Here is a 26,006-nt window from a genome sequence, read left to right as displayed (position 1 = left end):
TAGATAGATTTATACTTTGAAAATTAAATAAGCAAATGCAAAACGCCACTGTGATTCAATAATTTCAGTGGCGTTTTGCATTTTTGCAAACCTTTAGTTAAATACGATTTATGAAATACTTTAAACGGATCACGAAGGGGATTGGCTCAGTGGATAAAAGGAATTGAATTATGCGTTAAAGATGCCGAAGAGTTTATGAGATTAACTTCTTCACAAGGCAAAGTGTTGCAATAAGTATAAAATACTTGAGTAAATAGAATGGCTTAAAATGGGATTGTTTTAGTAGTTAGTATATGAGTATTAGAAGATTATGAAGTCTTAGTAATATAAGAAAATAAACAACCTCCATTGATAAGTGGAACTTTCCGGGCGGACGTTTTGAATAGGGTGAAGACATTCTCCATTCAACTCTTAGCGAAGTAAGAGAGCAGACATATAAAATGTAATTCGACACGCAGCCAAAGGAATACTTATTGAGATTGCTTCTTGTGAATAAAGAGAAGTACATAAAAAGTAGGAGGCATCCTATATGAGAAATAAAACTACTTCACAAAATATGACTAGATTTCCACACTAGCAAAGAAGAACAACAGGAAATCGTTGAAGGTATACAAATTAAAGATGAAAAAGGGACAATACTCCTTAGACAAGGTGATGTTCCGACTAAATGTTATTTTATTTTGAAGGGATGTGTCAGGCAGTATTCTATAGATGAAACGGGAAAAGAGTTCACCACGAGCAAGCTTTATTATTGCGTATTTTAACTCAAACTAATAGTTCATTTAAAGAAACATGACCAATAATTTCAAAGCCCAAACCTACCCCGCGAGGTTTTACAATAACTGTTCCCATGTATGGGATTGGCCCGAAACCAAGCCCTGTTGGAAAGCTGTGGGCAATGATGACTTTATTGCTACCCGCTGGTGGTGGGATTTCTAGGGCTGATTTGAGGTTATTTAGGATTCTTTGTTGTTCTGCTATGCTTGAGTTGCTACTTAAATAATATGTTTCAAGCCAGAAAGGGTCGACTTGGACGTTTTCTTTACCGAAGGCCAATTCTGCGGTTTCTCTCGTTCTACAAAATGGGCTGGCGAGGACAGGATAGTGAATAGGTATGTAAAGAGAGCGAAGTGCCTCTCCGTAGGCCATTGCTTGTCTTTTCCCTTCCTCAGAGAGATTTCTTTGAGTCGAACAATCCTGGATGTTCAAGTTTACTTGATCTTCTCCTATTGTTGCTTCCCCGTGCCTCGCATATATATTATATCCGCCATTACGAAGTAAAGTAAGTAATGGACTTGTTTGGAGTTTATCCCATTTTGGTAGCATCGCCTCTGCTATCGATGCTTCGAATCTGTGTGCAAGTGCTTGATTAAGATATTGCTGTTCTGCGTATTGATGAAATAAAGCCGGGTTGTTTGCAGAAACCATTTTTAAACGCTTGTAATGATCTACTTTTGCCAAATGGTCCAACACTAAATGGTTAAGGCTTTGATTTTGTCGGTTAGTCAATGTTGTTTCTCCTTCAAATTGAATTTCCTTGACAATAACAATCTATGTCACTCGCCCTAAAGTGTACATTATGTTTGCCTATATAAAAAACAAATATGAGATACTTAATTCTTATTTGTATTTGATTTAATTGTCCTACCTAAATTAACAACCTCTTTTTCAAGAATTCTTCTACTACGTCACGTGATAGTGGATTATATAGCAGGAAAGCAAGAATATAAGTGTCAAATATAGCCCTCCTAAACAACTGTTGGGATATATTTGACGCTTAAATAAGTTAGAAATAATACATAAGCAAGTGGGTTATTTGACAAATGCTCAAACCTCACTTACTTATGGTACGGCTTACCGCACAAGCTGCTGTATATAATTTTTAGATTCCAAAATAATTTGGAATCTTGATTTAAGTCAATGACCAGTCATAGTCTTCCTATTAAAATAAAACCAATATTGTAATATAGGAGGAGATATTATGACTACCTCAGTAAAAAAACAATCGTATCAACGAAAATCTGCTTTGATTGCTGGAACATCACTTATCATCATGGCTCTTGCTGCATTTTTTTCCTATGGCTTTGTCCACGAAAGCCTTGTGGTGCAAGGGGATGCTAGCGCCACTTTTAATAACATTCAGTCATCCAATTTACTTTTCAAAGCTGAAATCTTTGGTTGGATCATTATTCTGATCACTGACATTGTGGTTGCTTGGGCTTTTTATATCTTTCTGAAGCCAATTAATAAAAGCGTTTCATTACTTAGTGCATGGCTCCGTCTTACTTATGCTTTTGTATTGGGAATTGCCATACTAAATTTGATCTTTGTATTGCATCTCTCGGAAAGTACAGACTATTTATCATTATTTAAGATCGATCAACTTCAGGCACATATGATGTTGTTACTTGAAGCATTTGAATATATTTGGTCTATAGGATTGATCATTTTTGGTGTGCATCTCATAATTGTAGGCTATTTGGCTTTTAAATCAGACAGAATACCTAAAGTCATTAGCATTTTATTATTGTTTGCTTCAATAGGTTATATTGTCATTAACTTATTTATCTCAATTTTTTCTCAATATGATGGGGTAATTTCAATTCTTAAAATTGTATTTAATGTACCAATGATTGTAGGAGAATTGAGCTTTGGTATATGGCTGCTATTCAGAGGCGGAAAGGTACTTAAAGATGCATAACAGCTTCCTACAATTTCCCTTTCTCGATTCGCTTTTTGATTCTACTTAATGATTCTGGGGTAATACCAAGATAACTCGCCAATTGATATTGGGGTACACGATCGACTAAATGAGGACGTTTCAGTAATAGTGCTTTGTAGCGTTCTTCTGAAGTAGATGCTATAAATGAAGCTAATTCATCTTGTACCTCACCAAAATTGTGCTCGATCATCTTGCGTGTCATTGTTTCCAATTGTGAGTATTTGTTATACATGTCCTTTTCGGTGTCAAGGTCACCAACGACCAATATACAGTCTTCTAAACAAGTTAACGAGTAAGCGGATGACTTATTCTGTTTATGATGATTGAAATTCGATATAGCTTGTTCTTCTGTATAGAAATTGGATGTGAACTCTTTTCCTGTTTCATCTATAGAATACTGCCTGACACATCCCTTCAAAATAAAATAACATTTTGTCGGAACATCTCCTTGTCTAAGGAGTATTGATCCTTTTTCAAATTCATTAATTTGTATACCTTCAATGATTGCCAGTTGCTCTTCTTCGCTTAGTGTGGTAAATCTAGTCATATACTTCATTAATAATTTTTTCATTGTGATATAACTCCTTTGATTAAGTCATTATGATCAACACATTCTTTGTATTATGTAATAGAATGTTGATGTTAATAGTGAAACAATTCATTTACTATAAAAGTACTCAGTCTTATTCTCCTGCATAAAAGGAAATTCTACTATTTCATAGTCGTAAGTGTTTATGCCAATAATATATCATTATCATCAATGGAATTGCAGATTTAATGCAAGAGAAGAAGTTCGCTTAATAAGTATAGAGAGTGTTGATTTTTTAATAGAATTCTCTAAAAACAGAAAGTTAATTGGAGAAAGAATTAAATAACAATAAATGCGTTTAGAATTGGAGCTATTATATGTTTAGTACATTAGAAGTTGGAAAACCTTACGCTATTAATGTAAGGGGGACGGAAGGTGTCATTTTAGATTATACAGAGGGTGGATTCCAACTATCTGTTATATACAATGGTATGAGTAAAGCTGAAGCAAATGACTTAAAAAGAGGGCATTATAAATTTGGAATCTGTACTATGAATGGTATTTTATTCTTGTGCAGTCAATTCGGAACCGAGATAAATATGTCAGAAGCACCTTTCCATTTTGGGTTGTATAGCGATCCGAAAGGAAAAATAGAGAGTATGACGAAACCAGAAGAGTTAGCCGATGGAATGGGCATTGCATTAGATGTGCTGGGTATAGATTCGTCTAATAACATACTCAAAAGCTATCGTCGTATAGGGCTATCAACTGAAATCTCAAAAGAGTTGGTCAGTATTTGTATGAAACAAGCAAATACAAGTATGTCTAAAACAGAATTTGGTGCAACTCTTAACAAGATATTTTCACAATATTCATCAGAAGATCTGTATAGAATCTCTATTGTGAAATGTGAGCAAACTAATTAATTCACATATAAAGTGAGGATTTTCAATCATAATGTAACCTCCTAATAAACAGCAAATAATGCTGAGAGATTAATATCTAAATAGGAGGGGAAAGATTGAAATGAAATTGGGAGCATTGAACATTTTAAATTTCGATAATGCTGTTACATTGTATTACAATGATTTCTACTGATATGCAACCGGATCTTAAATCAAGCCGTGAAGTATTTTAAAAACACTCTCCGCATTATCGGTTAAATATTTAGTACCTTTAAAAGAAATCCTAAAGAATGTGAATGAAGACTGAACTAATCATTTCTGCATTAGTTCAGTTTTTATTATGTAAATAAACCTGGTTTTTGGATAATATTGTTATATTATAAGAGAGAGTTTACCATAGAGCTAATGTACTAAAGGGCAGAAAAAATATTAAATAAATCATTCTTAGGAGGAACATATGTTGGAAATTGATATGTCACAGATTCCTGAATTAAGCAATTTTAAAGAAATTACAAAAATACATAAAGGTTATTCTGGAGATGACAAGTATATAGTTCAACTGAATGAAAATGACCAGTTATTACTTCTTAAAACTTTCAATTTAGATTTGCTAGAATCTAAAAAATGTGAGTATATGATTTTACAAAAGATGCAGAACATAGGGATAAAATGCTCTAGACCGATTAATATTGGAAGTTTTCAAGACAAGGGTTATATGATCACCTCTTATCTTGATGGTAATGATGCAGAAAATCATCTTTTGATATGCTCTGAAGAAGAACAATTTGCCATCGGTATTGAAGCTGGTAACCAATTAAAGAAAATGCACCAGTTACAAGCACCTGAAAATATCGACTCTTGGTATGATAGAAAGTTGAAAAAACACCGTAATTATATTAATGCCTATTTAAAAAGCGGTATAACAATTGAAAATGACGAAAAAATAATTCAATTCATTGAAGAAAATTTGTATCACATGAAAAATCGTCCGAATCTTTTTCAACATGATGATTTCCATCCGGGCAATTTAATAATTCAGGATAACAAACTAGCAGGAGTTATTGATTTTAATAGATATGATTGGGGTGACCCTATTCATGAATTTCTGAAGCTTGGAATTTTTAGTCGAGAAGTCAGTATTCCATTTTCTAATGGGCAAATTATAGGGTATTTTGGTGATGAAGAACCAGATGACCATTTTTGGAGACTTTATTCACTATACTTAGCGATGTGTGTATTCTCTTCTGTCGTTTGGACAATAAAAGCCGTACCTGAAGAAATCGATAGTATGCTAACTAAGATTTATATATTTTTAGAGGACCATAACTACTTTAGCGATATAAAGCCCAAATGGTATAGTCAACTATAGATTCCATTTTAGTATTGTGCCTTTTCTAATAGGAGGTGGAAATATGGCATTAGAAAAGATTATTAAAAAGTGCATTGAATCTGCCACAAATTATGGTGTATCAGCATATGAAGTTGTAGTTAATTCTAGAAAAACAAACAAACTATATGATTATACAGTACAAGAATTTAAACTTCTAAAAAGTATCCTAACGGTGTAGAATCTTATGTTGAACTATAGGGGGCTTTGATCCAATAAGGATTAACGCACTTTTTGTACTACCATGAAAATTAATTTCTTCAAGAAAAGAAAAATGACAATACTTAAGAAGACCCTTGCCTAATCGTTAAAAAAAGAGGAGAGCGGACATTAATAAGACTATTGTTTTCGGTAGACTATTAGTATTGACTCCACTAACCATTTTCATTCTCTGTGGTGCAGGACTATTTTGTACTGCATGGATGGCTAACGGGGAAGGTTAATTTAACAAGTAGCATTAGAAAATCTTTGGAATTTCAAAACATTATTCAAGTTTCGTAATTAATGATATGATGGTAAAAATAGGAATTTAAATATAGGAGGAGGTTTAAAAATGATAGCTATAGTCTAAAGTGAATTTAGCTATGCAAGTGTCCATTATTTTTAGAATAAAGTTCATTTTATAGAGTTTTGGGGGATCCTACAACATGAAAAATTTAAAATTATTAAAAATCGTAAAATTTGTACTAATCATTCTTCTATTTTTTTTAACATCAATAAATGAGAAAACTGTGGAAGCTGAAAATCATAATGATTTAGACATTTCTAAAATTGATGAATACATAAATAATGAACTTGAGAGACAAAACATCCCTGGTGCTTCAATAACGATAGTAAAAGGTGATAAAGTACAATATGTCAAAGGTTATGGAATATCAGGTCCTAATGAAAAGGAAATGACACCACAGACGCCAGTTGTCCTTGGATCTGTTAGTAAATCATTTACTGCACTAGCAATCATGCAATTAGTGGACCAAGGAATGATTCAATTGGATAATCCGGTTCAACAATATATACCTTGGTTTAGATTAGCCGATGAGGAAGCATCAAAAGAAATTACTATCCGGCATTTATTAAATCATACTAGTGGAATTTCTGAATATGATGGGCAACGTGTCATTTCTGAAGGTGATCAATCGTTAAAAGAACTTGTAGAGAGCTTAAAAGGACTGCGCCTAGAAAAAAGAGTTGGTGAATCATACCAATATTCCAATCTGAATTACGCTATTTTAGGTTTAGTCATCGAAGAAGTCACGAAGACTCCCTATACTGAATATATAAGCAGAAATATTTTTAAACCGCTTCAGATGGAAAATAGTTATGCAGATCCAAAAGAAGATAAAAACAATACAATAGCTACTGGCTATCAAACGATATTTGGATTTAAAATACCAACAGAACAATTAAATCATGAAGCAAATGTTCCTCATGGTTATCTTATTTCAAGTGCTGAAGATATGGCAAATTATATGATTGCAATATTAAATAAAGGACAATTTAAAGGTGAAAATATTTTATCAAAACAAAGAATGGATGAAATGCATCAACCATCATCTTTTATTGAGAATCATACTTATTATGCAATGGGATGGGAAGTAGAGAATGATGTAATTACGCATAATGGTTGGACGGAAAATACATATACAAGGGTCCTTTTAGATGAAGAGTATGGGATTACTTTACTAATCAATTCATTCGATTATTTTAATAGTAATCGATATGATCAGATGGTGACGAATATATACAATTTTGTTAAACATAATAAACCACTGAAATCCGGCGAAGAGAATCCTTTTATGATTTATATCATCTTTGATTTAATAATTGTTGTGGCAATAACATTCGTAACTTTTTCTGTTTATAGAATATTCAAACAACAAAAACGTAGAGCAAAGCCTTTAAGGATGATAATTAATGTAGTGTCTTTGATTGTTTTTAATTTCTTACTACCATTATTAATATTGTATTATGTTATTAAAGTGGTGCCATTATCAACGGTAACATTATTTGTTCCAGGTATTGGGCATGCTTTATTTATCATCTCATTATTCCTAATCATTATTGGAGTAATCAATATTGGAAATCTAGTACGTAATAGGGTGAAAGCAGATGAAAGCTCAAAAGAAAAATAAAATATTGAATATTTCAATTATGATGTGGTTGATTTAATTAACCGCTAGTCAAAGATGCCTATTAAAGTACTTATAATAAAGGAGCATTCAGTTATTTTGGCTGAATTGCTCCTTTTTTTCACCTTTAAATATTCAGTAATTGTAATTATTCTTTCATAGTTGAATAATAATTAATCAAATAAGATTAGAACAGTGCTGTACCTCAGCCCCACAGAGCCTTGAGTTGTATAAATAATATGTCTAACTTTTTGAGCTCACTTCATTAAGAGTGGATCGCTTTTTTCTCTTCAAAAAGGTAATACAATAAGTTGGGTAGTGTGAATTTTAAAATTACCAACTTAAAATGATTGTTAGTCCACAACAACCAATTTCATTCAAATTAATTCTAATACTGTCCGGTGTATATTTAGTATCGAAAGTAATGGTGATTCCTGTTGATGAGATTAATTTATTGACTTCAGTTTTATTCGAAAGTTGAGCGGCGTTTATTAAATCATGTGCAAACTGATCTGACACAGCAATTTTATCTACAAGTAAATGCGCTTGCTGCATAATGTTCTGAATCTCTTTCGCTGAAGTCTTAAATTTATGTGTATCTACAGGGGGAAATGGGCTGGTTTTTGTTGGGTTCGTCGGCATTGCTAGGTGTCTAGGAATTTGAGTAGGTGAAGAATGATTTGCCATAATCCATTGTGGATATTGATTTGAATAGAGAAAATACGGATAAGGACTATAATACAACTGGGTTCCTCCTATCAAATAGTTAGTATCGTATCTTATGAATTACAATGGCGATAGGTGTAAGAGGTAATATTTCATCCGTATCAAAAATAATTAGATATCATGAAAGCCCCTATTCCATCTAGTGAGATGGATGCTTTTTTTATGATTAGTCAATGCCGCAAAAATCAATTATAAGCTATTTCAGTACAACAAGAGAGCTGTATAAAATATGGGCTTTTATATGTGTAATTTGGGGATATCCTAAGTCAATTAAAGAGGGAATATGTTCGTAGCAATAAAAATAGAGGAAATGCATTAACATTTCCCCTAAAACGATTTATTTCTTTGCATTGAACTTTAGCGATATTTATATTCGTACAGCTGGGGAAGATCTTTATTTAAACTATGCGAACCAGGCTTTGAAAACAGCGGTAGAGGAAGATCTCAACTCTATACACCATAGACTGTGTCACTTACAACACCGCTCGAATCTTGGATTTTGGGAATTTCTCATGCTTTATCTAGCGGGAGGGTCGATTAGAGAAATCGTAGAATATGCCTCATGGAATCCTCATGGTGCCGGGGCATTGGTAGGTTTATGCGAACTATTAGCTGGACTGTTTGTAGTTGCTGTAATCGGTGGTGGATATTCTGCCATTAGATTTACAAATATCCTCAAACAAAATTGATTTGGATTTTACGTAAAAAGCATGTAGAAGATGCTTACGGTGGAGAAGAGAAAGATGCACTTGAAGCACGTGGAGCACTTGGTTCGAAAATGAACGCTTTAGTCGATTCAGGTAAAGTGCAAGTATATACACCATTTTATACGATGCAAGTCAAATCAATGAATGAACAAATGGAATTAGTGGGGCGTTATGAAGACGAAATGACTGTTATTAAAGGAATTGACGAATTGATTGTCAATGCTGGAAATCGTCCAGACTTTTCAATAGAACAAGAAGTTCGACTATCCATCGATCCAGCAACAGAAAGTGTGGCAGCTCTAGCTCCACTTATCGATCCAAACGAACACAGTTGTGGTACTGTTCGCGCTCAGGGTGAAGAAATTCTTCGTCAACCAGCAAGGTCTTTAGATCGTTGGTATGAAGAGCTATGGTCTTGCGCCAACATACTTAATGGCAACAGGATATGAACAAATACGTTCAATCACAGCTTATCTTACAGGGGACATAGAAGCTTCAAAACGAGTTGAACTTGATTTACGAAACAGGAGTTTGTAGTATTAATCTAAATAAGTCAACATCGTCATCTTGCTGTTAACATAGATTATATTAAAGGTTATGTTTTAATCACTATATTAAGTAATGACAAAATGTGAAAAATCCATTAAAAGGAATTTTTTAATGGATTTTTTTCTCTATATTCTTAATTATTTATTACACTACAACTGAAACTAGAGCGAAGAAGTAATACAAATTAAATTTCATCTCAAAGAGCATTCTTGGATATAATCAACTTGTTTGAGAATAAGTTAAAATAAAAATGTTGGTTTGGAATAAAGTTTGATTAAAAGTCTTGCCATCACTAGACCAACAGATTAGTTAGATTCATTTTCTATGCTTGGCTCATATGCAAGGAAACTTGCATATGAGCCAACTTTGTGTAACCGATTCAAGATGATTGGATGTGTATTTTTATACTTGTTTTAGATTAGTTTAGAGTGGGACGGCCTAAGAGAATGTAAAAATGGTTTGTGTAAATGAATAAATAGAAAAAGGAAGATCTACTTTAATAAAAAATACAAAAGGTGTTTATTCGAAATTTAATATATAATCAAAATAGACGAAAAATGAGATTTTTAGAATTTTTCACCATCTAATAAGGAGAGTACAATGAAACGACTTTTATTTATAGAAGATGATCAAGAGATTGGTAGTTTATGTGAAGAGGATTTAGAGGAGCGAGGGTATGAAGTTATTTGGCTCCAATCAGGCGATCAAGCGTTGGATAATATGGAGCAAGTAAACCTCGTAATTCTTGATGTTATGCTCCCTGGGCTTGATGGTTTCACTGTGGGACAACGGTTGAAAAATCACTATCCAGCTATCCCAATTTTAATGTTATCAGCTCGAACGGCAGTAGAGGATAAACTTCACGGACTGATGTTTGCCGATGATTATGTGACAAAACCGTTCCATCCTGAGGAATTGGCTGCTCGAATCGAAGTATTATTGAGAAGAACAGGTCAAGCAACTCTTCAAGAATTGAAACTTAACCATCTTAGCGTTTATATGAAAGAACAGCGAATTGTTAACGAGCGTTCCCAAGAGGAATTAATTTTAACAGCGAAACAACATGCCATTTTCATGTATTTATTACATCATCCGAATCAAATCTTAACGAAGGAACAAATTTATGAAGCGGTTTGGAAAGAACCCTTTATGGAAGGTGATAAAACCTTAATGGTTCATATTCGCCATTTGCGTGAAAAAATTGAAAGCGATCCAAGTACGCCTACGATTATCGAAACGATTCGTGGACTTGGATATCGGATACGCCAATGAAATTTAAAAACTCATTACTAATGAAATATCTAACATTCATTTTAATAGCCATTATCATTTTGCCATTAACCCTTCCTATTGTTTCTATTACTACAAATCTCCTATCAGGTGGATTCAATGAGAGTAAACAAAACATTTATCAAAATGGTACTGATATTGAGGCTATGTGGAATAGAGAGGCTAAAGCATTATCCGGTACCTCTGATGAGTTCATCGAGAAGTCTTTACTACTATTGCAAAAAGAATATAATCAAGCTTCAATTTATTGGGTAGATGAAACGAATCAGACAAGATTGAAGCCCTCCAACTTGAACATTCCGTCTACGTGGTCCGCTGCCTATACCGTAGATTTCATGAAAAAAAATAGAGGATATCAAGCAGATCCTTTTACCGTAGTCGCTTTTATTGGAGAAGACCAAAACAAAGGGTTTATGGTGATTCAAGTTCCACGCTCTGCTATGCAAACGAAAGAAGATAATATTCGAGATACATACAGTTATCTAATTGTCATTGGCATATTAACCATCTTAGCTAGCTTTATTTTATTATCCTGGATTTTCTTTTATCGCATTAGAAAACGATTACTATATCTGCAAAAGGCAATGGATTCTCCGACTGAAAGTGGATTCCCCAATCGACTTGAAGTTGGTAAAGTAGATGAAATTGGTCAGTTAGAACAAGCTTTTAATAAAATGATTATTGAACTAGAATTAAGTAGAAAGCGCGAACAAGATGAAGAAAAACTTAGAAGACAATTGATTGCTAATTTATCTCATGATTTACGGACTCCTCTAACAGCGATGCAAAGTCATCTATATCGGATGTCTAAAGAAAATCTAATTGCCACCGGCCAAAAATCACTAGAAATGGTCGATGAAAAAATACACTTCCTAGATCAATTAATCGAAAACTTACTTTCTTATACTCTGCTTTCTTCAAGAAAATACCCGTTCAACCCTTCTCATACAGATATAGTGCGCCTCATTCGAACATCAGTGGCCATGTGGTATCCTGTTTTTGAAAACCGAGGTTTTACGATTGATTTAGAAATTCCTGATCAATCAGTACACTGGTATATCGATCCAGGCTGGTTTGAACGCATCCTGAATAATCTCTTTCAAAATATAAATCGACATGCAAGTGCAGGGAAATATGTTGGCATTCACTTTTTTATAAAAGAAACCCATTCTTATCTCCAGATAAGCGATCATGGAACCGGAATTGATGGCGTGTCAGAAGAAAAAGGCGCGGGCATTGGTTTATCTATCGTCGATTTGATGGTTAAGGAAATGGAGTTAGATTTGAATATTAAAAGTAATGAGAATGGGACTTCAATTTTCATTTATTCTCACTAAATATAAAGAATCGCAATAGCGGTTCTTTTTTTATTTAAACAAAATTTAAACTTCACGTACCCATTCTCTTAACTTTCAACCTGTAATATTGCACGTAGAGGTGATCAGTATGAGTGAACTAGTTATTGAAACAAATAATTTATTAAAACAATACGGAAAAAGAAAGGTTGTTCATAATCTTAATATGTCTGTGAAGAAAGGTGGGATTTATGGGTTTCTCGGTCCAAATGGAGCTGGAAAAACAACGACGATTCGGATGCTGCTCGGACTAGCCAAACCAACTGGCGGTTCCATCCATCTCTTCGGACAAGAAATGAGGAAAAATCGATTAGCTATTTTAAAGAAGGTGGGTTCATTAGTAGAATCCCCCTCCTATTATGAACATTTAAATGCTCATGAAAATTTAGATATCGTTCGTAAAATATTAGATGTCCCGAAAACACGAATAGACGAAGTATTAGCAACAGTGCGGCTTACAAAAGAAGCGAAACGTCCTGTAAAAGGATTTTCTTTAGGGATGAAGCAACGATTAGGAATTGCGACAGCACTGTTAGGGAATCCAGAATTATTAATTCTCGATGAACCGACAAATGGATTAGATCCTGCGGGCATTCACGAAATTCGCGAATTAATCAAAAGCTTACCGCAAGAAAATGGCACGACCATTCTTGTATCCAGTCATTTATTAACTGAGATTGATCAAATGGCGACACAAGTCGGGGTTATTTCGAAGGGACAAATGATTTTTCAAGATTCGATTGAAGCGATTAGAAACAAAGCAACTAGTAAAATTCGTTTACGGGTGGCAAATAGTGAGCAAGCGTGGAGATACTTACAATCTGTTGGTTATCAAGCAAAATGGGAAAAAGGCGATGTATACATCGAAAATGCCTCAGATGAAACAATAGCAACAATGGTTGAAACACTTGTTCATAAAAATTTCCCTTTATATCGAGTCGAAGAAGAAAAAAAATCATTGGAGGAGATTTTCCTTGAAATGATCGGTGAGGAGGGTAGCTTATGATGTCAGCTATTCTTCAAACAGAGTTCTTAAAAATGAGAAGGAAACTCATTTGGCTGTTAGTTTTTCTAGGTCCTGCTGGTGTCATTTGTGTGCAAGCCTGTAACTTTTCCTTACGTTATGAATACTTAACCGAGCTGTATCGTGAAGATTTATGGGGTGGTCTCATAAAGCAAGTATGCTTTCTAGCACTGCCAGCTTTACTAATGGGCGTAACGATTGTTGCTTCAATGATTGCAGGCATCGAACATCAAGCTAATTCATGGAAGCAATTACTCGCCTTGCCTGTAACAAAAACGAAGATTTTTGCTGGAAAATTACTTGTTGCTACTTTCTTATTATTTTTATCTAGTACTCTTTTAGGTATTGGCAGCATTATTCTAGGCTTGTGTTTACAATTGGGTTCAGACATTCCTGTGAGATTTATTTTAGAGATGGTATATTATCCGTTTCTCGCTGTATTCCCATTTATTAGTTTGCAAATCTGGTTATCGATTGTCATGAAAAATCAAGCCATTCCTTTAATTATCGGGATTGTCGGGATGATTCTTGCAATGTATGGCTCGGCTTTTCCGGATTGGGTTCCTTATAAATGGCCGACGTTAGAAAATCAATGGGATTTCCCTCTCTACTCGAGTTTCGCAGGTCTTTCTTTAGGAGTTATTCTTTATTTAATAGGCTTCATCGATTTTGCTAAAAGGGATGTGAAATAAATTGATACGATTGTTTCAAATTGAACTATTAAAATTAAGGAAGTCCTTCATCTGGTGGTTAACGCTTGTGAGTCCTTTACTCGCAGCTATCACTGGTATCTTATCTTCTATAGAACATAATGAATTTTCATGGCTTATTCTCATGGCTTATATGTTTGTAGCTCATTCTCTTCTGTTTCTACCTCTGTTGACGGGGGTATTTGCCGCCTTTATTTGCCGTTTTGAGCATATCGGTGATGGATGGAAGCAACTTCTTGCCTTACCTGTAGGGAAAAGCCAAGTATATATTATAAAATTTATGATTGTCGCCCTACTGTTAGCGGTCACGCAAGGATTATTTTTGTCGGTGCTATTAGTAGTAGGTTTCATGCAAGGTTTGACAGAACCGATACCTTGGAATTCGCTTTTATTGAGTATCATCGGTGGCTGGGTTGCCTGCTTACCACTGCTGCATTGCAAATGTTTGTATCCGTCGCTTGGTCAAGTTTTGCAGCTCCATTAGCAATTAATGTGATGTTCACTTTACCGAATATTTTAATTAGCAATTCAGAGCGTTTCGGTCCTTATTATCCGTGGGCTCAACCGCTTTTAGCCATGATTCCGAGGGCAGAAGAATTTGGAGTCTTTCACTTTTCAGCAGAAACGTTCTACATTGCTATTCTCGGAAGCTTCTTTGTCTTTTTTATAACAGGAATTACTTATTTTAGAAAAAAGGAGATTGGATGAATAACAGCTGTTCCTATTGAGATGTCTTAGCAATGGACATAATAAAAAAAGTCATCTTGTCTCAAGAAATAGACCTGTTTCCTTATGACAAGATTTCATAGTTATTAGTGTTGATTGACAATAAAGTTAAGGTACACCAATTATGAGTACCATCTAAAGTGATTGTTTATCTGAAATAAACAAAAGCCATCCATCTAGTCTTAACTTAGATGAATGGCTTTTTACGTACTTTAAAATAGTAAGAAACACTATATTTATTTTGATTCATTTGTCTGCTTTTCAAAATCGCATAGATCAATCCATTTCTGAATAGACAATATTACCTCATTGAATGCCAAACCGTTTGGTGTTAATTCATATTCAACTTTTTTTATCGAAGAGTCAATTAGCTTTTTATTGATTAGGCCTGCGTTTACTAGTTCGTTTAAACGTTCTGTTAGTAAGCGGTCAGAAATTCCAGGGATCATGGTGTGAATTTCGTGATAACGTTTAGGACCAGATAAAAGAGAATAAATAATCATCCCCATCCAGCGTTTTCCGATAAATTCGATTGCTTGATGGTAGCTGCTACAAATATGTGTACAATTCGGTTGATTCATAAAACAACCTCCCGCCTGTGAATGCATTTTCTTCTATTGTAACATATAATACTTTTTTATTGACGTATAAACTTACTAATGGTAAGATTTTGTATATCAACTTACCTTAAGTAAGTTTTAGGGGGAAACATAATGTCAACAAAAACAGAATCAAATTTATATACACTTATGCAAGAAAGAAAATCAGTTCGTAAGTACGATCCTACATTTAAAATGACTCAAGCACAACTTGAGGAAATCATTAAAGAAGCGACTAGTGCGCCATCTTCAAGTAACCTGCAAGCCTGGAGATTCCTTGTTATTCAAGATGAAGAAACGAAAAAAGAACTTCGTACAATTGCTAACAATCAAGAACAAATTGAAACATCTTCAGCAGTTATTGCCGTTATAGGTGATGCTGAAATGTACAAAAACGTAGAAAAAATCTACACACAGAATGTAGCAGAAGGCCATATGGATGAAGCTCAAAAGAACATCACGATTGAAAATACACTTCGTATGTACCCATCTGCACCAGTAGAAGTAAGAAAAAGTATCGCAACTTTTGATGCAGGTTTAATTTCAATGCAACTTATGCTTATTGCAAAAGAAAAAGGTTTGGATACAGTAACTATGGGCGGATTTGATAAAGTGAAATTTGCTGGGCGATTTGAATTACCAAAAAATCAATTCCCAATTGTATTAATCGCTATCGGTAAAGCAGCTGCACCAGCATTCGGTTCATCTCGTTTACCGTTAGAAGATATTGCTCGGTTTATCTAAATAACTTTGAAAGTGTAACATTCAACATTCAGCAGAAACTAATTTGTTTCTGCTTTTTTTGTATGAATTTTTATAAAAGTTAGGGATAAAAAGGAAATGAGATTTATAAATAAGTAAAAAGTAAGTGAGTTAAGAAGATACATAATAGATCGTTAAGAGTGGTGTGTATCTATTAGGGAAGAAAGGAGAGCAATTTATTATGAGTTACTATTTATAATAGTCCCTTTTATTCCGTTTACCAAAATAAGATATTGTGCAGTTTATCTAAACAACTTTTAGGAATAAAAGGGAAAATCACGTTGTTAATAGAATTATATAAATTACAAAGGAGAGTTAAAAGATGAATAATAGTTTACTACGAGTTGGAACTACATATATCCCAGTAACTAATGTAGACCTGTCTGTAAAGTGGTATATAAATAATTTGGGTGCGGAATTGAGTTATCAAGATGAAGAAAAAGCGATTCTTAATCTAGCAGATCAAAGTTTTTTCTTAGTGAAAGCGAAAGAAAATCAGAGTTCAAATTTTATCGACTGTAACGGTAATGAGCGTTTCTCTATGACGTTTGAAGTAGATGGATTAAGTGCATTAGAAGAAATACATAGCGTTTTTATAGAACGTAAAATGGAAGTCGGTATTATTGAAGATAGAGGACATACAGGAAGAAACTTTGTTTTTGCTGATTTAGATGGGAATAAATTTGATGTGTGGAGTGAATTAAGTCCAAATTTTAAAAAAATCAAAAACATGATAAGTAAATAAGTAAATAAGTAAATAAGTAAAGCACATAGTATCAGGCGTGGTTGATCTGGCATATATAGAGAGAGGTAGGGCACATCAATGCTACAATATTATTCAAGCGTAAGTGGAAAAGGTAATAAGGTTGCTATTTTTCTCCCTGGTACAGGATGGTCTGGAGGAATGGGTATGCCTATAGCGGATGCATTAAATACTGATTACATTACACATATGATTGATCTTCCTGGTATCGGGAAGAGTACTGGGATTGAAGGAGTAGTAACACAAAGGGATATGGCAGACTGGCTACATGGCTATATCGAAAAGAATCATTTGGATAAAGTTAATATCATTGGCCATTCTTTAGGGGGTATTATTGGTTTAGCCTACGCATTCTATTATCCCAAGAAAGTAGATCGACTGATACTTTTAGATATCGGATATGCAAGGGTTGATCGTTTCCCTGTTAAAATGTTCGGTAAATCTGGATACTTTTTACCCATCATTAGTATTTGCCATAAATTATTTGGACAAGGTTTTTTAGGGAAAGAATCAGGTGATGAGCAAATATCAAAGCCCAAAACAGAGGAAGAAATAAAGGCAGTAATCGAAAAGTTTGAATTCGAAGATAGTCCTTTTATTAGAGAAGCCATTGAAAACCAACGATCAAGTAATCTATCAGGTATTAGTTTGTTGTTAGCGGCTTATAGGAGCAATCCACCTAAAATCTTAAAAACAATTCAAATACCTTGTTTGCTACTATACGGAAATCGGGAAAATAGTGCAGCAGCTGCGCAACGAAAGGTAAAGAGAGAAGTAGAGGGAATAAAATCAAACCAAGTTAAAGTTCAAATGTTAAAGGGTGATCATTATGCCCATGTGCAGGATAAAAAAGCTATAGAGTATATCAGTACATTTTTGGCTTAATAGAGGCAATGCAATGAAATCGTTAAAAGTCAAAAACTTAGTGGTAAAATAAATAGAATTGGTAAAAATTTCAGACCATTTATCTTCAAATTAGAAGATGGATGGTCTAATTTATTGTGCAAACAATTTATACATATTATTTTTAGGATTTGTTTAACTTGATTGTGTTTTTTTAAAATAAGCGTATTTGAGATTTTATTCTAAGATTCCCCCCTTCTATGTTATGAAAACTTCCTTTTTCTTAACTAAGGTAACTTAGTTTATTATTTTGGAGCTAATGGTTAAGTATAATGACAACTAAAAAATAACAAAAAAACGTTCAGTAAGTCTAGACAAAGACGAGTTGAACGTACCTTTTGTTTGTAATTAAAATAATTATGCTATAAATTTCGTAAACCAAGCAATATAATGAGCTCCTGGAATGAAAAAGACTTGTGCTAAAAGCGTCCCGAACAAGCGGGAAGTCATCATCATAATTGACATGCCTTTAAGGTTAGAGTAATTACCTCTTTGATTAATGACGTCATCTGCAAGAATAGATATTCTTGGGTCGATAAAGATGATAAGCAAGATAGTAGCAAGTCCGTTAATAAGACCAGATGCCATTATTGCTGTTGAAGCTCTATCTGGTGCTAGTAAAGATGCATATAAGGCAGATAAAACACCGATTGTATAAATAGCTGTAATGACCATGTTAATGGCAAATAGTTTGATTGGAATATCTTTTAAATGAATATTCTTCAAATAAGAAAGTTTTGGCAAGTGGATATGTTTTAGTCCGCGCTTTATGTATGCAAATGTGAAGCCCTTTTTAATAAGCGACGGAATAGAACCCCTTTCTTCTGCTAAATGGATAATTGCCCTTGAGAAAATGGCGATAAAAGTTGGGAGTAATAGTATCCCAAAGATTGTACCAATTGTGGAAGATGCAATAATCACCCTAAATTGACTTTCTACAAATTCTAATGTATTTTCTTTAGGTGCTTTATCAATTAAACTTCCAGTAAAAGGCTGCTGCATCATATTAGCAAGCCTCGAAACCATGACCATTAAGTTGAATAAGGATAATGCGGAAGCAAGTAGTTTAACCCTAGCACCAGATAATCGAACAGCATAGGCAAGTGTTTCGATACAATGGATAATTAGGATAAACAGCGCAATTAATATTAATTTCTCAGTGAATAGTTCTGAAATAAAATCACCTTCTCTTAAATGATATATTAGCATAATCAAACGATAAAAACTGATTTTAGACATAGGCTACGAATAGATATTTTTATTGATACCATATTTTGTTATTATTAAACGTAAAGGACAATACCAAGTTACGTAGTATAAACGTTGAAATTAATTAATGTCTTAAATCTTAATTCTTATTAAATGAAGGACGTACATATAGAGGCAATTCTTTTCCGAAATAATACTTATATAAGTGAGGTGTAAAAGTGCAGGCATTGATAATTCGTTATATTGCTTTGTTTTTTACTATTGGCGTATTTTTGATACATATTTTGTTGAATGGTGGACCCATTACAAACGCAATTATTCTAGTCACAGTTACTCTGTGCTTATATTTTACAATCCCACTTAGCAAAATACCTGTAGTTAATTATTTGATCATAGTGCTAATAATCCCAATTGGTGCATCATTTTCTATTGATATTATTTATTTATTGCCAATGCATGCATTTTTTGCAATGGAGGGAGCTTTTCAACTTAGGCAACGGGAGCACACTATATATATATGTTCTTTAGGTATCGTTTGCACAGTAATCACTTTATTTAAGCTCACTCCATTTGTAAGTTTGTTACTATTTATTGCAATTTGTAAAAGCTCTTACTTTGTAAATCATTTTTTTTGGAGTGTTAAAGAAAAAGGCGAGCTCTATACAGAACAAGAACAACTAGCACGTGCAGAAGAGCGCACAAAGATGACGAGAGATATCCATGATTCAGTTGGACATAAGTTAACGGCATTGCTAATGCAGTTAGAGGTACTCTCAATTGAAAATAATATAAAAGGCATCGAAGACATAAAAGAATATTCAGCCAGTTTAAAATACCATCTTCCCCAGATAATTCAGTAGGACGATTATATAATTCTACATAGTGCACATTAAAACCATGTTCATCTAGTAAAGCAACATACTCTGCTACGCTTGGAAAATACCAAGGGAACTTTTCTGCTTTGTACTCATAACCTAATTCACAAAATGATTGCTGAATTGCTTCTACAATGGATTGAATATTACCTTTTCCACCCAATTCGCGACAAACGACCACCATCTTTTAAAGCTTCATAAATACTTGCAACGGCCTTTTCTTAAGATTTCATCCAATGTAACGCAGCGTTAGAAAAAACGGTATGAAACTGGTTTGAATAACCAAGGTGTTGTGCATCTTTGACGTGGAAGGGAATATGCTCGAATTTTTGGCTTGCTTGTTCATTGATGCAGACTGGTCAATCCCAATGACTTTTGCACCTGTTTCAGTAATTTGTGCAGCTAAATCACCTGTACCACAACCGACATCTAAAATTTGCTCTCCTGCTTTTGGATTAAGAAAGGAAATTAATCCTTCACCATATTTAGAAACAAATTGATGCTTCGTATCATATAAAGTTGTATTCCAAGTACTATTCATTCTGCTCACTCCTTTTCTTAAGAAAACTATACTGCTAACTGGAATGATAAAGAAATAATTAAAAAGTGGATTTTTGAAAACGATTTCGAATTAAAAGGTTAATAAGGAACCGTTTTATTTCAAATAGTTATCTCAAGTCAGATTTACTGAATAAATACTAAGAATAAATCAAAAGAAAATGAACAAATTATAGTGGATGGAGGTGATTATTAATGGCGAATAACAACCAAGAAAAAAATAAAGTGAAAAAGAATAATGACTTAGGTCGTGAAGAATTTGGTTATGGGTTTGATTTGAGTCCAGATGACTTTGATGTGGTTGGACAAAATGATGAAGCACATAAACAACATAATCATGAAGATAAACAAAAACCGAATAATAAAAATAATGCTAGAAGAATAAACGAATAAGCAACTTGAATATAGGAGTGCTGCATATGAAACAATATTAAATTGTTTTATTATGTAGTGCTTTTTTATTATGCATGTTTAAATTTTTGTATGAGAACAGATAACTTAACTATTATGAAAGTGGATGTTCTTGCAGTTGGATAGGATTATTAAATTAAAATGACAGGATATTCATGGAGGGATTTTAGTAAATATTCGGTGTGTCATATACATAAAATATTAAAACGACTTATATAATAGTTTAAGGTTATTTTCAATAGTATGTACATTACGACAGAAAACAATGTGATGAGGTTTTTAAAGCATAATTTTAATAATAAAAAGGAGGATATAATGAGAATAGGATACCGTTCTATTTCCGTAATAGTTAACTTATTTCTCGGCTATTTATCTTTTTTTATAGGTGTATTATGGTTCATGACAATAATGTACGCTTCGCATTCTTTCGGATTGAGAGTGGACTCTACTTTCGATGATGGTTTACTAGGTATCTTTTTAATTCTTTCTATCATTGCAACGGCTATTTATATTCCGGCTTGTATTAATTTAAACAGCATAATTAGACCGAAATTAGAAATGAAAAAATGGAGTTTTATCACTTTTATATCCATAGTTTTTATCCTTGGTTTTTGTATTATTACTTTAACTATACAGTGAACGGTTGTTGGTAAATAAAAAAAGTTACATTTTTCCGTGATATGTAACAGGCCGATAAAGCCCAATACATCAAGATTTTATGAGTGATTTCATTTTAGTATGTTCTCAATCAATCATATAGAAATTAAAAAAACTCTAGTTTTTAAATAACTAAAGTGCTATGGTATTTACATACAATATAATAATCCTTCGGGGTCGGGTGAAATTCCCAATCGACGGTGATGAAGTAAATCTTCTAAGCCCGTGAGCCTTTTTAAGGCAGGATTTGGTGCGAATCCAAAGCCGACAGTATAGTCTGGATGGGAGAAGGATGTAGAGAATATCAAAGTCTTATTAAAATCTCGTATTTTAATAGGTTTATTTAGTATTGATAATTTCAAATCTCCTATCAAACTCCGTAGTGTGCTATGGGGTTTTTTTGATGCCCTAAAGCTAGAATGTATTGTTGTCAATTTCATATGTAATATCCTTCGGGGTCGGGTGAAATTCCCAATCGACGGTGATGAAGTGAAGCTTCTAAGCCCGTGAGCCTTTTTGAGGCAGGATTTGGTGTGAGTCCAAAGCCGACAGTATAGTCTGGATGGGAGAAGGATGTAAAGAATATCAAAGTCTTATTAAAAATCTCGTATTTTAATAGGTTTATTTGCTTATGATATTTTGGACAACTCCTATCAAACTCCGTAGAAATCTATGGAGTTTTTTTGCTGTAAAAAATTGAATATGATCGTCCTTCGGGGTCGGGTGAAATTCCCAATCGACGGTGATGGAGTAAAACTCCTAAGCCCGTGAGCCTTTTTAAGGTAGGATTTGGTGCGAATCCAAAGCCGACAGTATAGTCTGGATGGGAGAAGGACAAATAGATAACACGCAATTCCTTTTGAAAATAGTATTTCAATAGGTTTATTTAATGATGCGTTTATCTAAAACTCTCCCAAACTCCCTAATTATATTAGTGAGTTTTTTATTTATTTAAATGGGAGGTTTATCACAATGCATGACGAGTATTATATGGATTTAGCTTTGAATTTAGCGGCAGTTGCCGAAAATCAAACGTCGCCAAATCCGGTAGTTGGAGCAATCATTGTAAAAGAAGATGAAGTGGTTGGTATTGGAGCGCATCTTAAGGCTGGTTCTCTTCATGCGGAGGCGCATGCACTCAAAATGGCAGGAGAAAATGCTATCGGCAGTACGATGTATGTCACTTTAGAGCCTTGTAATCATTTTGGTAAAACCCCCCCCTGTACGATGGGTATATTGAATGCAGGTGTGAAAAAAGTAGTGATTGCAACACTTGATCCAAATCCCAAAGTAGCAGGAACAGGTGTTGCAAAACTAAAAGCAGCGGGCATTGAGGTTGAAGTAGGTATCGGTGAAGCGGAGGCTTTGAAATTAAATAAAGCCTATATGTATTTTATGAAACAGAAGTTGCCCTTTGTCACGTTAAAGCAAGCCATCACATTAGATGGGAAAATTGCTACAATTCATGGACGTAACGAAAATATCACAGGTAAAGAAGTTCAGCAGGATGTTCATCTTAAAAGAGCGCAATCTGATGCCATTTTAGTTGGAGTTGAAACAGTTTTAAATGATAATCCATTACTTACAAATAGATTTGCAAAAAGTAATAAGCAACCGATACGTATCATTTTGGATACTCATTTAAGAACGCCAATGAATGCCAAAGTTGTCATCGATCAAACAGCACCAACGTGGATAGTTGTTGGCAATGAAGTCACATCTATTCAAATTACAAGATTTGCACAAGCCAATGTACGTATCATCCAACTTGAAACAAAATCCATCGTAATTCAGGATGTCCTTACAGAGTTAGCACGTCGTAATATTGTCACGCTTTATGTGGAAGGGGGCAAGCGTATAAGTTCTAGCTTTGTCAATTCTGGTCTAGTCAATGAAATGATTACTTACATAGCCCCTAAATTAGTAGGTGGCCATGATGGAATTGGCATGTTTGAACATTTAAACGTAACAAGCATGGATAATGCTGTCCCATTAAAGATACAGCAAGTGGAACAAATTGGTGAAGTCATTAAAGTGATATCGAGATTGGGGGATTAGGGTATGTTCACAGGTATTATTGAAGCAAAAGGGAAAATTAAAGTTCTGACAAAGGGTATGGACAGCATGAAGGTTACCATTGAAGCTGGAGACATTATGTCGGATATGCAACTTGGCGATAGTGTAGCAGTAAATGGTGTATGCTTAACAGTTTCGCATTTTACCCAACGAGAATTCACTTTAGATGTCATGCCAGAAACAGTTAAAGCGACAACAATTCATTCCTTAAAAGTAGGGCATTTGGTGAATTTGGAAAGAGCGATGGCAGCAAACGGTCGATTTGGCGGTCACTTTGTTTCAGGCCATGTTGATGGGATAGGTACAATCGTTAGAAAAACAAAGCAAGCAAATGCGGTCTATATCGACATCTCTATCTCACGAGAACTTAGTCAGTTTTGTATACCGAGAGGTTCAGTTGCCATTGATGGAACAAGCTTGACGATTTTCGATAAACAACCTGAAAAACTCACTGTTTCACTTATTCCACATACGTATCAAGAAACGATTTTCGCTCTTAAAGAAATAGGACAACAAGTGAATATTGAAACGGATATTTTAGGCAAATATATTATCCATCAATTAAAGAATAACGAAGGAACTTCAGCAATTACAATGAATTTTTTACAACAAAACGGATATTAAAACGGGCGGTGTATAGCAATGTTTCACTCAATTGAAGAAGCGTTAGAAGATTTAAAAGATGGCAAAATGATCATCGTTGTTGATGATGAAAATCGTGAAAATGAAGGGGATTTAGTTGCACTTGCAGAATATGCAACACCAGAAAATATTAACTTTATGGCAACACACGCAAGAGGATTAATCTGTACGCCCATTACTGAAAAAAGAGCGTTAGAACTGCAATTGCATCCAATGGTATCAACAAATACGGACCACCATCAAACAGCTTTTACAGTCAGTATTGATCACGCTAGTACAAGTACGGGCATTAGTGCATTTGAACGTTCACAAACGGTTCTACAGTTATTAGATGGAGCTGCTAATGCAGATGATTTTAAAAGACCTGGTCATGTTTTCCCGTTAGTTGCGAAGAAAAACGGTGTCTTAGAAAGACCTGGTCATACAGAAGCAGCAGTTGATTTAGCAAAAGCATGTGGCGCGATTCCAGCGGGTATCATATGTGAAATTATGGGAGATAGCGGGAAAATGTCTACGGGACAAGAGTTAATGGACTTCGCAAAAGAACATCAACTAAAAATAATTACGATTGAAAGTTTAATTCATTATCGTTATAACCATGAAAAAGTAGTAACTAGAGCGGCTAAAGTACAACTTCCAACAAGTTTTGGACAATTCACTATGGTTGGCTATGAAAACGAACTCGACAATTGTGAACATGTGGCACTTGTTAAAGGGGAAGTAAATGTTGTAGACGCTCCAATAGTGCGCATTCATTCTTCATGTTTAACCGGTGATATTTTTCATTCGGAAAGATGTGATTGCGGTCCTCAACTGCAAGAAGCACTTAGTATCATTGAAAAAGAGGGTACAGGAATTGTGTTGTATATGCAACAAGAGGGTAGGGGAATTGGCCTTATTAATAAGCTTCGTACCTATGAGTTGCAAGAACAGGACTTTGATACAGTTGATGCTAATCTAGAACTGGGCTTTCCTGCCGATGCACGAGATTATGCACTGGCAGTTCAAATGCTACAAGATTTAGGTATTTCAAAAGTACGTTTATTAACAAACAACCCAGATAAAGTACAAAGTTTAGAAGCATACGGCATTGAAGTTGTTGAAAGACTGCCGATTGAAATTGTAGCAGTCGAAAGCAATTCATTTTATTTAGAAACTAAAAAAGAAAAGATGAATCATCTTATTTCGTAAAGGGGATCGTAAAATGGGAAAAGTATTTGAAGCGCAACTAATTGGAACAGATTTAAAGATTGGCATTGTAGTAGGTCGGTTCAATGAATTTATTACAAGTAAACTACTAGGTGGTGCAATGGACGGTTTAGTGCGTCACGGCGTATCAGAAGACAATATAGATGTTGCATGGGTACCTGGTGCATTTGAAGTACCATTTATTGCTAAACAAATGGTAGAAAAAGGCGACTATGATGCTGTAATTGGTTTAGGAACTGTCATTAGAGGTTCTACGACGCATTATGATTATGTATGTAATGAAGCAGCAAAAGGTATTGCAAACGTATCTTTAAATACGAATGTACCGGTCATTTTCGGTATTGTCACAACAGAAAATATTGAACAAGCTATCGAGCGTTCAGGCACGAAGTCAGGTAATAAAGGCTATGATTCAGCAATTGCAGCGATTGAAATGGCTAACTTACAGCGTCTGTTTTAAAAATAAAGCACTTTTATGATTTTTTTTTATGACGAATTGTAATATTAAGTGCAACACCAAGACAAAATAGAAAACGCCCATAACGATTCCGTGTAAAATGTAAGTTACCACACTAAACATCAG

General features: G+C 34.3%; 26 protein-coding genes, 2 pseudogenes and 3 riboswitches. Of the genes and pseudogenes, 22 read left to right on the top strand and 6 right to left on the bottom strand.

The features are described from left to right. Positions 1 to 575: 575 nt before the first annotated feature. Positions 576 to 740: pseudogene (locus ACQKMD_RS17145) on the top strand (Crp/Fnr family transcriptional regulator); the annotation flags it as partial. 25 nt (positions 741 to 765) lie between these two features. On the opposite strand, the gene ACQKMD_RS17140 reads toward ACQKMD_RS17145, so the two are convergent. After that, positions 766 to 1,509 carry a histidine phosphatase family protein gene (locus tag ACQKMD_RS17140; RefSeq protein WP_427753484.1) on the bottom strand — a complete coding sequence of 248 codons (744 nt, stop codon included), beginning with the start codon at positions 1,507 to 1,509 and terminating at the stop codon, positions 766 to 768. Between the two features lie 472 nt (positions 1,510 to 1,981). On the opposite strand from ACQKMD_RS17140, the gene ACQKMD_RS17135 reads away from it, so the two are divergent. Beyond that, positions 1,982 to 2,701, top strand: coding sequence for a DUF4386 domain-containing protein (locus ACQKMD_RS17135; RefSeq protein WP_427753482.1), 720 nt, complete (start codon positions 1,982 to 1,984; stop codon positions 2,699 to 2,701). 7 nt (positions 2,702 to 2,708) lie between these two features. On the opposite strand, the gene ACQKMD_RS17130 is transcribed toward ACQKMD_RS17135, so the two are convergent. Further along, the gene (locus ACQKMD_RS17130; RefSeq protein WP_427753480.1) at positions 2,709 to 3,293 is read right to left on the bottom strand and encodes a Crp/Fnr family transcriptional regulator; all 585 of its coding nucleotides are present in this window, start codon (positions 3,291 to 3,293) and stop codon (positions 2,709 to 2,711) included. Positions 3,294 to 3,628: 335 nt separating this feature from the next. On the opposite strand from ACQKMD_RS17130, the gene ACQKMD_RS17125 reads away from it, so the two are divergent. From ACQKMD_RS17125 to ACQKMD_RS17110, 4 genes are all read left to right on the top strand, one after another. Continuing rightward, positions 3,629 to 4,177, top strand: a complete 549-nt coding sequence (locus ACQKMD_RS17125) for a hypothetical protein (protein WP_427753478.1) — start codon at positions 3,629 to 3,631, stop codon at positions 4,175 to 4,177. A 436-nt stretch (positions 4,178 to 4,613) separates the two neighbouring features. Next, positions 4,614 to 5,525 (top strand): aminoglycoside phosphotransferase family protein, encoded by a 912-nt coding sequence (locus ACQKMD_RS17120; protein ID WP_427753477.1) that lies wholly within the window; start codon positions 4,614 to 4,616, stop codon positions 5,523 to 5,525. 43 nt (positions 5,526 to 5,568) lie between these two features. Next, positions 5,569 to 5,724, top strand: coding sequence for a hypothetical protein (locus ACQKMD_RS17115; protein WP_427753475.1), 156 nt, complete (start codon positions 5,569 to 5,571; stop codon positions 5,722 to 5,724). Between the two features lie 466 nt (positions 5,725 to 6,190). After that, positions 6,191 to 7,675: a serine hydrolase domain-containing protein gene (locus ACQKMD_RS17110; RefSeq protein WP_427753473.1), complete on the top strand. Its 1,485-nt coding sequence runs from the start codon at positions 6,191 to 6,193 to the stop codon at positions 7,673 to 7,675. Between the two features lie 330 nt (positions 7,676 to 8,005). On the opposite strand, the gene ACQKMD_RS17105 is transcribed toward ACQKMD_RS17110, so the two are convergent. Beyond that, the gene (locus ACQKMD_RS17105; RefSeq protein WP_427753471.1) at positions 8,006 to 8,416 is read right to left on the bottom strand and encodes a hypothetical protein; all 411 of its coding nucleotides are present in this window, start codon (positions 8,414 to 8,416) and stop codon (positions 8,006 to 8,008) included. A gap of 608 nt (positions 8,417 to 9,024) precedes the next feature. Between ACQKMD_RS17105 and ACQKMD_RS17100 the strand changes: the two are divergent. The 6 genes and pseudogenes from ACQKMD_RS17100 to ACQKMD_RS17075 all read left to right on the top strand — a co-directional run. Beyond that, positions 9,025 to 9,682, top strand: a pseudogene (locus ACQKMD_RS17100) (flavoprotein); the annotation flags it as partial. 572 nt (positions 9,683 to 10,254) lie between these two features. Continuing rightward, positions 10,255 to 10,926 (top strand): response regulator transcription factor, encoded by a 672-nt coding sequence (locus ACQKMD_RS17095; RefSeq protein WP_427753470.1) that lies wholly within the window; start codon positions 10,255 to 10,257, stop codon positions 10,924 to 10,926. Continuing rightward, positions 10,923 to 12,281: a HAMP domain-containing sensor histidine kinase gene (locus tag ACQKMD_RS17090; protein WP_427753468.1), complete on the top strand. Its 1,359-nt coding sequence runs from the start codon at positions 10,923 to 10,925 to the stop codon at positions 12,279 to 12,281. Before ACQKMD_RS17095 ends, ACQKMD_RS17090 begins: the two co-directional genes overlap by 4 nt. Positions 12,282 to 12,390: 109 nt before the next feature. Beyond that, complete coding sequence (locus ACQKMD_RS17085) at positions 12,391 to 13,305, top strand: ABC transporter ATP-binding protein (protein WP_427753466.1); 915 nt, start codon at positions 12,391 to 12,393, stop codon at positions 13,303 to 13,305. Beyond that, positions 13,302 to 14,015, top strand: a complete 714-nt coding sequence (locus ACQKMD_RS17080) for an ABC transporter permease (protein WP_427753465.1) — start codon at positions 13,302 to 13,304, stop codon at positions 14,013 to 14,015. Before ACQKMD_RS17085 ends, ACQKMD_RS17080 begins: the two co-directional genes overlap by 4 nt. A gap of 1 nt (position 14,016) precedes the next feature. Continuing rightward, positions 14,017 to 14,517 (top strand): ABC transporter permease, encoded by a 501-nt coding sequence (locus ACQKMD_RS17075; RefSeq protein ID WP_427753463.1) that lies wholly within the window; start codon positions 14,017 to 14,019, stop codon positions 14,515 to 14,517. 478 nt (positions 14,518 to 14,995) lie between these two features. On the opposite strand, the gene ACQKMD_RS17070 is transcribed toward ACQKMD_RS17075, so the two are convergent. Beyond that, entirely contained in the window at positions 14,996 to 15,340 is a 345-nt protein-coding gene (locus ACQKMD_RS17070; RefSeq protein ID WP_427753461.1) for a winged helix-turn-helix transcriptional regulator, read from the bottom strand. 132 nt (positions 15,341 to 15,472) lie between these two features. Here ACQKMD_RS17070 and ACQKMD_RS17065 point away from each other — a divergent pair, with 132 nt between their 5' ends. The 3 genes from ACQKMD_RS17065 to ACQKMD_RS17055 all read left to right on the top strand — a co-directional run bounded on the left by ACQKMD_RS17065 (position 15,473) and on the right by ACQKMD_RS17055 (position 17,768). Further along, positions 15,473 to 16,102, top strand: coding sequence for a nitroreductase family protein (locus ACQKMD_RS17065; protein ID WP_427753460.1), 630 nt, complete (start codon positions 15,473 to 15,475; stop codon positions 16,100 to 16,102). A gap of 340 nt (positions 16,103 to 16,442) precedes the next feature. Continuing rightward, positions 16,443 to 16,865: a VOC family protein gene (locus ACQKMD_RS17060; protein WP_427753458.1), complete on the top strand. Its 423-nt coding sequence runs from the start codon at positions 16,443 to 16,445 to the stop codon at positions 16,863 to 16,865. A gap of 78 nt (positions 16,866 to 16,943) precedes the next feature. Next, positions 16,944 to 17,768 carry an alpha/beta fold hydrolase gene (locus ACQKMD_RS17055; protein ID WP_427753457.1) on the top strand — a complete coding sequence of 275 codons (825 nt, stop codon included), beginning with the start codon at positions 16,944 to 16,946 and terminating at the stop codon, positions 17,766 to 17,768. Positions 17,769 to 18,143: 375 nt separating this feature from the next. Here the strand turns inward: ACQKMD_RS17055 and ACQKMD_RS17050 are convergent, their stop codons facing one another. Then, entirely contained in the window at positions 18,144 to 18,995 is an 852-nt protein-coding gene (locus ACQKMD_RS17050; RefSeq protein ID WP_427753499.1) for a lipid II flippase Amj family protein, read from the bottom strand. Between the two features lie 218 nt (positions 18,996 to 19,213). Here ACQKMD_RS17050 and ACQKMD_RS17045 point away from each other — a divergent pair, with 218 nt between their 5' ends. Next, positions 19,214 to 19,855 carry a histidine kinase gene (locus tag ACQKMD_RS17045; protein ID WP_427753456.1) on the top strand — a complete coding sequence of 214 codons (642 nt, stop codon included), beginning with the start codon at positions 19,214 to 19,216 and terminating at the stop codon, positions 19,853 to 19,855. Positions 19,856 to 20,099: 244 nt separating this feature from the next. Here ACQKMD_RS17045 and ACQKMD_RS17040 read toward each other — a convergent pair whose 3' ends face one another. Next, complete coding sequence (locus ACQKMD_RS17040) at positions 20,100 to 20,411, bottom strand: class I SAM-dependent methyltransferase (protein ID WP_427753455.1); 312 nt, start codon at positions 20,409 to 20,411, stop codon at positions 20,100 to 20,102. A gap of 212 nt (positions 20,412 to 20,623) precedes the next feature. Between ACQKMD_RS17040 and ACQKMD_RS17035 the strand changes: the two genes are divergently transcribed. The 6 genes from ACQKMD_RS17035 (at position 20,624) to ribH (ending at position 25,883) form a co-directional block, all read left to right on the top strand. After that, the gene (locus ACQKMD_RS17035; RefSeq protein WP_427753454.1) at positions 20,624 to 20,821 is read left to right on the top strand and encodes a hypothetical protein; all 198 of its coding nucleotides are present in this window, start codon (positions 20,624 to 20,626) and stop codon (positions 20,819 to 20,821) included. A gap of 333 nt (positions 20,822 to 21,154) precedes the next feature. Then, positions 21,155 to 21,478 (top strand): hypothetical protein, encoded by a 324-nt coding sequence (locus ACQKMD_RS17030; RefSeq protein WP_340706492.1) that lies wholly within the window; start codon positions 21,155 to 21,157, stop codon positions 21,476 to 21,478. Between the two features lie 181 nt (positions 21,479 to 21,659). Further along, positions 21,660 to 21,793, top strand: a riboswitch (FMN riboswitch). 147 nt (positions 21,794 to 21,940) lie between these two features. Next, a riboswitch (FMN riboswitch) is annotated at positions 21,941 to 22,074 on the top strand. Positions 22,075 to 22,201: 127 nt separating this feature from the next. Then, a riboswitch (FMN riboswitch) is annotated at positions 22,202 to 22,335 on the top strand. 133 nt (positions 22,336 to 22,468) lie between these two features. Then, on the top strand, positions 22,469 to 23,554 hold the full coding sequence (gene ribD / locus ACQKMD_RS17025) for a bifunctional diaminohydroxyphosphoribosylaminopyrimidine deaminase/5-amino-6-(5-phosphoribosylamino)uracil reductase RibD (RefSeq protein ID WP_427753453.1): 1,086 nt from the start codon (positions 22,469 to 22,471) through the stop codon (positions 23,552 to 23,554). 3 nt (positions 23,555 to 23,557) lie between these two features. Next, the gene (gene ribE / locus ACQKMD_RS17020; RefSeq protein WP_427753452.1) at positions 23,558 to 24,196 is read left to right on the top strand and encodes a riboflavin synthase; all 639 of its coding nucleotides are present in this window, start codon (positions 23,558 to 23,560) and stop codon (positions 24,194 to 24,196) included. An 18-nt stretch (positions 24,197 to 24,214) separates the two neighbouring features. Beyond that, positions 24,215 to 25,405 (top strand): bifunctional 3,4-dihydroxy-2-butanone-4-phosphate synthase/GTP cyclohydrolase II, encoded by a 1,191-nt coding sequence (locus tag ACQKMD_RS17015; RefSeq protein ID WP_427753450.1) that lies wholly within the window; start codon positions 24,215 to 24,217, stop codon positions 25,403 to 25,405. Between the two features lie 13 nt (positions 25,406 to 25,418). Beyond that, positions 25,419 to 25,883, top strand: a complete 465-nt coding sequence (ribH, locus tag ACQKMD_RS17010) for a 6,7-dimethyl-8-ribityllumazine synthase (protein ID WP_427753449.1) — start codon at positions 25,419 to 25,421, stop codon at positions 25,881 to 25,883. Positions 25,884 to 26,006 lie beyond the last annotated feature (123 nt).

Source organism: Viridibacillus sp. NPDC096237 (assembly GCF_050278625.1).
Classification (GTDB): Bacteria; Bacillota; Bacilli; order Bacillales_A; family Planococcaceae; genus Viridibacillus.
Note: the sequence above shows the minus strand (reverse complement) of the source record. Positions and strands in the feature narration are given on the sequence as shown.